At 42.8% G+C, this 8010-nt stretch carries 9 protein-coding genes; 8 read left to right on the forward strand and 1 reads right to left on the reverse strand.

Going from position 1 to position 8010, the window contains the following annotated elements:
- Window positions 1-2 precede the first annotated feature (2 nt).
- Both LI164_RS08520 and nudC read left to right on the forward strand, forming a co-directional pair.
- Window positions 3-2243 (forward strand): DNA topoisomerase (ATP-hydrolyzing) subunit A, encoded by a 2241-nt coding sequence (locus LI164_RS08520; protein WP_227086996.1) that lies wholly within the window; start codon window positions 3-5, stop codon window positions 2241-2243.
- A 76-nt stretch (window positions 2244-2319) separates the two neighbouring features.
- Window positions 2320-3192, forward strand: coding sequence for an NAD(+) diphosphatase (nudC, locus tag LI164_RS08525; RefSeq protein WP_117612802.1), 873 nt, complete (start codon window positions 2320-2322; stop codon window positions 3190-3192).
- Window positions 3193-3211: 19 nt separating this feature from the next.
- Here nudC and LI164_RS08530 read toward each other — a convergent pair whose 3' ends face one another.
- Window positions 3212-3454, reverse strand: a complete 243-nt coding sequence (locus LI164_RS08530) for a hypothetical protein (RefSeq protein WP_040015294.1) — start codon at window positions 3452-3454, stop codon at window positions 3212-3214.
- Between the two features lie 91 nt (window positions 3455-3545).
- On the opposite strand from LI164_RS08530, the gene uraA reads away from it, so the two are divergent.
- From uraA to LI164_RS08560, 6 genes are all read left to right on the forward strand, one after another.
- Window positions 3546-4802: a uracil permease gene (uraA, locus tag LI164_RS08535; protein WP_005331067.1), complete on the forward strand. Its 1257-nt coding sequence runs from the start codon at window positions 3546-3548 to the stop codon at window positions 4800-4802.
- 217 nt (window positions 4803-5019) lie between these two features.
- Window positions 5020-5493, forward strand: coding sequence for a ribosome maturation factor RimP (gene rimP / locus LI164_RS08540; protein ID WP_005331056.1), 474 nt, complete (start codon window positions 5020-5022; stop codon window positions 5491-5493).
- A gap of 18 nt (window positions 5494-5511) precedes the next feature.
- Window positions 5512-6717 (forward strand): transcription termination factor NusA, encoded by a 1206-nt coding sequence (nusA, locus tag LI164_RS08545; RefSeq protein ID WP_005331054.1) that lies wholly within the window; start codon window positions 5512-5514, stop codon window positions 6715-6717.
- 32 nt (window positions 6718-6749) lie between these two features.
- A complete protein-coding gene (gene rnpM / locus LI164_RS08550; protein WP_005331053.1) occupies window positions 6750-7004 on the forward strand; it encodes an RNase P modulator RnpM in 255 nt (84 codons plus the stop codon).
- Window positions 6991-7314 (forward strand): ribosomal L7Ae/L30e/S12e/Gadd45 family protein, encoded by a 324-nt coding sequence (locus LI164_RS08555; RefSeq protein ID WP_005331049.1) that lies wholly within the window; start codon window positions 6991-6993, stop codon window positions 7312-7314. The genes rnpM and LI164_RS08555 overlap by 14 nt, the downstream gene beginning before the upstream one ends.
- Before the next feature lie 14 nt (window positions 7315-7328).
- Window positions 7329-8010 (forward strand): translation initiation factor IF-2 N-terminal domain-containing protein (locus tag LI164_RS08560; protein WP_227086997.1); only part of this gene is annotated, 682 nt, incomplete at its 3' end.

Raw genomic sequence — 8010 nt, forward strand, 5'->3', positions numbered from 1 at the left:
ATATGCAGGATTCACAGATTATCAGAACGGAATACAGTGAGTTGATGAAGAAGTCTTACATTGACTATGCCATGAGCGTTATCATTGCCAGGGCACTTCCTGATGTGCGGGATGGACTAAAACCAGTACAGCGCCGTACGCTTTATGATATGTACGAGCTTGGTATCCGTTATGATAAACCATATAGAAAATGTGCCCGTATCGTTGGGGATACGATGGGAAAATATCACCCGCACGGTGACAGTTCCATCTATGATGCATTAGTTGTCATGGCACAGGAGTTTAAAAAAGGAATGGCACTGGTGGACGGACATGGTAACTTCGGATCCATTGAAGGGGACGGAGCAGCCGCAATGCGTTATACAGAGGCAAGACTTGCAAAGATCACGCAGGAAGCTTATCTTGCTGACCTGGATAAGAATATTGTAGACTTTATGCCGAACTTTGATGAGACGGAGAAAGAACCGGAAGTTCTTCCGGTGCGTGTACCGAATCTTCTGATCAACGGAGCGGATGGTATTGCAGTTGGTATGGCGACCAGTATTCCACCGCATAATCTGGCAGAAGTCATTGATGCGGTAGAAGCGTATATGAAACATGAAGACATTTCCACAAAGCAATTGATGAAATATATCAAAGGACCGGATTTCCCAACCGGAGGAATTGTTGTCAATAAAGATGACCTTCTTGAAATCTATGAATCTGGTGCGGGTAAGATCAAAGTCCGTGGCAAAGTGGAAGTAGAGGAGATGAAAGGTGGCAAGAAGCGTCTTGTCATCACTGAGATTCCTTACACGATGATCGGAGCCGGAATCGGCAAGTTTTTAAATGATGTTTGTGCGCTTGTAGAGACAAAGAAGACAAACGATATCGTAGACATTTCCAATATGTCTTCAAAGGAAGGAATCCGCATTGTTATTGAGCTGAAAAAAGGAGCAGATGTTGAAAATCTGACCAATATGCTCTATAAAAAGACAAGATTGGAAGATACTTTCGGGGTAAATATGCTGGCAGTTGCAGACGGACGTCCGGAGACTATGGGGCTTAAGAAGATTATCGAGCACCATGTAGAGTTCCAGTTCGAACTGGCAACAAGAAAATATAAGACATTGCTTGCAAAAGAGCGGGACAGAAAAGAAATTCAGGAAGGTCTTATCAAAGCGTGTGATGTCATTGATCTGATCATTGAAATCCTGCGGGGAAGTCAGTCTGTGGCTGATGCAAGAGCCTGTCTGACACAGGGAATCACCGAAAATATCAAATTTAAATCCGGGATTTCCAGGAAAATGGCTGCGATGCTCCGTTTTACTGAGCGCCAGGCAAATGCAATCCTGGAAATGCGTCTCTACAAACTCATTGGTCTGGAAATTGAAGCGCTGATGAAAGAACATGAGGAGACTCTGAAAAATATTGCAAGATATGAAGATATTTTGAATAATTATGATTCTATGGCAGAAGTTATCATTGAAGATCTGGAGCATTTCAAAAAGGAATATGCACGCAAACGCCGCACTGTTGTAGAGAATGGCCAGGAGGCTGTCTATGAAGAAAAGAAAGTAGAAGAACAGGAAGTAGTATTCCTGATGGATCGTTTTGGTTATGCCAAGACAGTGGATGTGGCAACTTACGAGCGAAATAAAGAGGCAGCAGATGCAGAGAATAAATGGATCGTAAACTGCATTAATACCGGGAAACTGTGTGTATTTACCAATACCGGCAAGATGCATCAGATTAAAGTGCTCGATCTTCCATATGGAAAGTTCCGTGATAAGGGGCAGCCAATCGACAATGTAAGTAATTATGACAGTACACAGGAAATGGTCGTATATATGTGCGACGAATTACAGCTTCGTTATGCGAAATTATTATTTGCAACGAAGCAGGGGATGATTAAGAAAGTAAAGGGAAATGAGTTCCAGGTGGCAAAACGTACCATTGCAGCAACAAAGCTTCAGGAGGATGATGAGCTGATCAGTGTTCAAGTCATTACTGATGACCAGCATGTAGTCCTTCAGACAAAAGATGGATATTTTCTGCGTTTTTCAGCTCAGGAAGTTGCCGAGAAGAAGAAAGCGGCTGTGGGAGTCCGTGGCATAAAGCTTCGTAAGAATGATGAGCTGGAACAGATTTATCTCTTTTATGAAGGAACGGAACACAAGATTTCATACGGTGACCGGGAACTGACGTTGAACCGGCTGAAGGTTGCAAAACGTGACGGGACCGGAACGAAGGCTAGGAGTTAAGAGTGAAAACTCAGGCATCAATCATGCCGGGGCATTTATAAGAGAGCAAGATACAGCAGGAAAGAAGGCAGCAAAAATGATTCAGGATATTGCACCACATAAACTGAATAATCAGTATGGACAGAAAAAAGCACCGGATGCAGGCAGCAGATTTTTATATTATGATGGCAGAAAGGTTCTGGTGAGAAAAGGAATTGGCGGGAACGAGAATCAAATCGCATATCCGACTTATGAAGAACTGAAAAAGTGTATGCCTAAAGATGTGGCAGAAGATACAGAATATACATATTTATTTGCAGTAGACGATAAAAGCTATTATCTTGGAAAAAAAGAGAATGTCGGTATATTATCTGAACAGATGGGATACGAGTGGATCGATCATCAAGAGTTTAGATGTGTATCTCCAAAGTATGAGGCCTTTGCAGGAATCACAGGTTGGCAGCTTGCCAGATGGTATCAGGATCACAAGTTCTGTGGGCGATGTGGAAATGTGATGAAGCCAGATCATGTGGAACGGATGATGCAATGTCCGAAGTGTGGACTGATGGAATTCCCGAAGATCTGTCCGGCTGTGATTATTGGAGTTATTGACGGTGACCGGATCTTGATGTCCAAGTATGCAGGACGGGAATATAAGAAATATGCACTTCTTGCGGGATTTACAGAGATTGGTGAAACACTGGAAGAGACTGTGAGCCGGGAGGTTATGGAAGAGGTTGGTTTAAAAGTAAAGAATATTACTTATTATAAGAATCAGCCGTGGGCATTTTCAGATACATTACTGATGGGATTCTTCTGCGAGCTTGACGGATCGGATCAGGTGAAATTAGATGAAAATGAACTGGCACTTGCCGAATGGTTCGAACGGAATCAGATTCCGGTAGAGCCGGACGACATCAGTCTGACTAACGAGATGATGATGGTGTTTCGTGACGGATATACAATATAAAGAAAATGGGAAGCTGACATTAATGTTGGCTTCCCATTTCACTCAATGTCTGGAAAAATTCCAGATCTTCCTGTTTTAATTTTAAATTCGTACAGTAATTCTTCCCTTCAGGAGTTGTGACATTGATTTCCACAAGGGTTCCTTCTTCCAGTGCATTTCCAACGACGGCTTTTAAGAAAAGTGGAAACTTCGGATGATTGTTGCGGAAACGATCCATGCTGCTTTTTAACTTCTGGAGCATTGCAATCTGATTAAAATTCATAAATATTTTAAAATCTCCTTTGTTTTTATGATGTTTCATTATACAATAGAAAAAATGTGGTTTCAATACCAAACTATGAGGAGGATTTAAGATGAGTGAGAGGAAGATCATTCAGGTTGAGGACAAGGTGCCATTTAAGCTGCTCTTGCCGCTCAGCATTCAGCACATGTTTGCCATGTTCGGCGCATCTGTGCTTGTACCGTTCATTTTCGGGATCAATCCGGCAATTGTGTTATTTATGAACGGTGTGGGAACTTTGATTTTTATGACAGTGACCAAGGGGAAGGCGCCGGCATACTTAGGTTCCAGCTTTGCATTTCTTGCACCGGCAGGAATCGTTATTAGTAAAATGGGTTATTCCTATGCCCTGGGAGGATTCGTGGCAGTCGGTTTCTGCGGCTGTATTCTTTCTTTTATTATTTATAAATGTGGAACAGAATGGATTGACGTGGTTCTGCCGCCTGCAGCTATGGGACCGGTCGTTGCTTTGATCGGACTGGAGTTATCCGGCTCTGCAGCAAGCAATGCGGGACTTCTTTGCGACAAGCCGGATATGAAAAATGTAATTGTATTTTTAGTGACACTTGGTGTTGCGATATTTGGAAATATTTTATTCCGTGGCTTTTTATCTGTAATCCCAATCCTGATCGCAGTTATTGCAGGATATGTGGCAGCGTTCTGTCTTGGAATCTTAGATTTCTCACAGGTAGCAGCAGCTTCCTGGTTCGCCCTGCCAAACTTCCAACCTGCAAAGTTTGATATGGGAGCAATTCTTATGATCCTTCCGGTATTACTTGTTATTACCTCAGAGCATATCGGACATCAGGTTGTGACCGGCAAGATTATCGGACGGGATTTGTTAAAGGATCCGGGGCTTCACAGATCTCTGTTTGGAGATAACTTTTCAACGATGCTTTCAGGTCTGATCGGTTCCGTCCCGACAACGACTTACGGTGAGAATATCGGAGTTATGGCAGTGACAAAGGTATATAGCGTGCGCGTTATTGCAGGGGCAGCAGTGCTTTCCATTATCTGTTCCTTTGTCGGGAAGTTGTCCATGCTGATCCAGACGATTCCGGGACCGGTCATCGGAGGAATCTCCTTCCTTTTGTATGGAATGATAGGAGCTTCCGGAATTAGGATTCTTGTAGACGCGCAGGTAGACTATGGTAAATCCAGAAACCTGACACTGACAAGTGTTGTGTTTGTAACAGGACTTTCCGGTATTGCAGTAAATTTTGGGGATGTACAGCTTACGGGAATGGTACTGGCGTGTGTAGTTGCCATGATTCTGAGTCTGATCTTTTATATACTGGATAAGTTAAAACTTACGAACGATCGTGATTAAAGACTTAAGGGGAATCGCAGCGTAGTCGCTGGAAAAGTCTTTGGAAAAGATTGATGTAAATATAAAAAAGCCTTGATTTTTAGGGTTTGTAGTGCTATACTATTGGAATAGTAACATAGGAATCGGCAGAAGAGTGGACGTAAGTTCACTCTTCTTTGTTGCATGGGTGTGTAAAAAGACAAGAAGTCTTTGACACAGTAAGGAGGAAATTAGAACATTGTCAAAAAGAGAAATTTATGAGCAGAAGACGGAAGAAATCCTGAATCCGATCATGGAGGAACTGGAATTTGAACTGGTAGATGTAGAGTATGTAAAAGAAGGCAGCATGTGGTATCTGCGGGCTTACATTGACAAACCGGGCGGAATTACAGTGAACGACTGCGAAGCTGTAAGCCGCAGATTATCAGATATTTTAGATGAAAAAGATTTTATTGAAGATTCTTATGTTCTGGAGGTCAGCTCTCCTGGACTTGGAAGACCTCTTAAGAAGGAGAAAGATTATAAACGTAATCTTGGAAAAGAAGTTGAGATACGTACCTACCGTATGGTTGACAAGAAGAAAGAATTCACAGGACTTCTTGACAGCTATGACTATGAGGCAGGAACAGTTACGATAGAACTGGAAGATGGAACTATGAAGACATTTGAAAAAGGCGATATTGCGCTTATTCGCCTGGCGTTCGATTTTTAGATTAGGAGGAGAATTACTATGAACACAGAATTATTAGAAGCGTTGAATATTTTGGAAAAAGAAAAAGAAATTAGCAAAGAGACTCTGTTAGATGCAATTGAGAATTCCCTGTTAAATGCATGTAAGAATCATTTTGGTAAAGCAGATAACATCAAAGTTATTATGGATCATGATACTTGTGATTACCAGCTTTTTGCAGAGAAGACAGTTGTTGAGACTGTAGAAGATCCGCTTGAGCAGATCAGTCTTGACGAGGCAAGCCAGTTAGATGGACATTATGACCTCGGCGATATCGTTCGTGTTCCAATCGAATCCAAATCATTTGGACGTATTGCAACACAGAATGCAAAGAACCTGATCCTTCAGAAAATCCGCGAGGAAGAGCGGAAAGTGGTATATGATCAGTATTTTGAGAAAGAGAAGGATATCGTGACAGGTATCGTTCAGCGTTATGTAGGTAAGAATGTAAGTATCAACCTTGGAAAAGCAGATGCTATGCTGACAGAGAATGAGCAGGTCAAAGGTGAAGTGTTCAAACCAACAGAGCGCATCAAGCTCTATGTTGTAGAAGTAAAGAATACAACAAAAGGACCGAAGATTCTTGTATCACGTACACATCCGGAACTTGTAAAGAGACTGTTTGAGTCTGAGGTTACAGAGGTTAGAGACGGAATCGTAGAGATTAAGAGTATTGCAAGAGAGGCCGGAAGCAGAACAAAGATTGCGGTATGGTCTAATGATCCGGATGTAGATCCGGTCGGAGCATGTGTTGGTATGAACGGAGCCAGAGTCAATGCGATCGTGAATGAACTTCGCGGCGAGAAGATTGATATCATCAACTGGAGCGATAATCCGGCAATCCTGATCGAGAATGCGTTAAGCCCTGCAAAAGTTATTTCTGTTATGGCTGATCCGGATGAGAAGAAAGCAAGCGTTATTGTACCGGATTATCAGCTTTCCCTTGCAATCGGTAAAGAAGGACAGAATGCAAGACTGGCAGCAAGACTGACTGGATATAAGATCGATATCAAGAGCGAGACACAGGCAATTGAGTCCGGTGAGCTTCCAGAGAACTATATGGAACTGGGCGAAGGTGTGTACGAAGAAGATGTTTATGATGAGAATGAAGAATATCCAGAGGACGCAGATGTAGAAGTAGATACAGAAGCGGAAAATGAAACAGAAGCTAATGTTCAGCCGGAAGAAGACGGTGAGGAGGCGTAAGAATCTCATTGGGAGCAAATAAAAAGATTCCTATGCGTCAGTGTGTGGGATGTCAGGAAATGAAGAATAAAAAAGAAATGATCCGTGTGATCCGTACCAGTGAAGGAGAATTTCTGTTAGATGCGACCGGACGCAAAAATGGACGGGGCGCATACATTTGTCCAAATCAGGAATGTCTGAAAAAGGCAGTGAAAAGTAAGGGCCTTGAGAGATCTTTTAAGCAGGCAATTCCGCAGGAAGTGTATGAGTCTTTGGAAAAGGAGATGACAGAGCTTGAAACCAGATAAGATCTTATCACTCGTCGGGCTTGCAACGCGGGCAGGTAAGACAGCCAGCGGAGAGTTCTGTACAGAAAAGGAAGTAAAGACAGGAAGAGCAGCGCTTGTTATTGTGGCAGGAGATGCTTCCGAAAATACAAAGAAAAAGTTCCGGGATATGTGTGAATTTTATGAAGTGCCAATCTATTTTTATAAAGATAAAGATACCTTGGGGCATGCAATGGGAAAGGAATTCCGGGCATCTCTTGCAATACTGGACGAAGGTTTTGCGAAGGAAATTATGAAGCAGATGAAGACAGAAGATAATACGGTTGCATAGAGGAGGTAGTGTATATGTCAAAAATCAAAATATATGAGTTAGCGAAAGAACTTGATAAGCCGAGCAAAGAGCTTGTTGAGTTCCTGAATAAAAAGGATGTGGAAGCCAAGACACATATGAGTACCATCGACGAGGCAGAAGCAGATATGGTAAGAAAAGCATTTGCACCAAAGGCAAATGCCGAAAAAGCAGAAGAGGAAAAATCTGACGCACCAAAGAAGAAAAAAATCGTCCAGGTATTCCGCCCGCAGAACACCCAGAGTGGTGGAAGACAGGGTGGAAAGCGTCAGGGTCAGGGACGTGACGACAGACGCGATAACCGTTCTCAGACTGGACGTGATGATAAGAGAGATAACCGTTCAAACGGTGGAAATAAAAATGGAAAATCCCAGAATGGACGCAAAGAAGTAAGAGATGAAAGACCATCCCAGCCAATTCGTCCACGTCCGGACAGAATCCGTCAACAGGTTCAGCAGATGCATGAGGCAGAAGCAGCTGCAGCCGCGCAGAAGAAGAGACTGGAACAGGAGAAAAAAGAGCAGGAAAGAAAAGAAAACCGTTCTCAGGGAAATCGTGATAACCGCGACGAAAGAAGAGATAATCGTGGACGTGATGACAGAAGAGATGACAGACGCGATAACCGTAATCAGGGCGGACGTGATGACAGACGTGATAATCGTGGACGTGATGACAGAC

The sequence above is a fragment of the Dorea sp. 210702-DFI.3.125 genome (assembly GCF_020560945.1).
Taxonomy (GTDB): Bacteria; Bacillota; Clostridia; order Lachnospirales; family Lachnospiraceae; genus Dorea; species Dorea formicigenerans.

Bases quoted from the DNA above. Each gene is read 5' to 3' on its own strand.
- nusA (WP_005331054.1), top strand. From the start codon at position 5,512: ATGAACACAGAATTATTAGAAGCGTTGAATATTTTGGAAAAAGAAAAA.
- rnpM (WP_005331053.1), top strand. From the start codon at position 6,750: ATGCGTCAGTGTGTGGGATGTCAGGAAATGAAGAATAAAAAAGAAATG.
- LI164_RS08520 (WP_227086996.1), top strand. From the start codon at position 3: ATGCAGGATTCACAGATTATCAGAACGGAATACAGTGAGTTGATGAAG.
- LI164_RS08530 (WP_040015294.1), bottom strand. From the start codon at position 3,454: ATGAATTTTAATCAGATTGCAATGCTCCAGAAGTTAAAAAGCAGCATG.
- nudC (WP_117612802.1), top strand. From the start codon at position 2,320: ATGATTCAGGATATTGCACCACATAAACTGAATAATCAGTATGGACAG.
- uraA (WP_005331067.1), top strand. From the start codon at position 3,546: ATGAGTGAGAGGAAGATCATTCAGGTTGAGGACAAGGTGCCATTTAAG.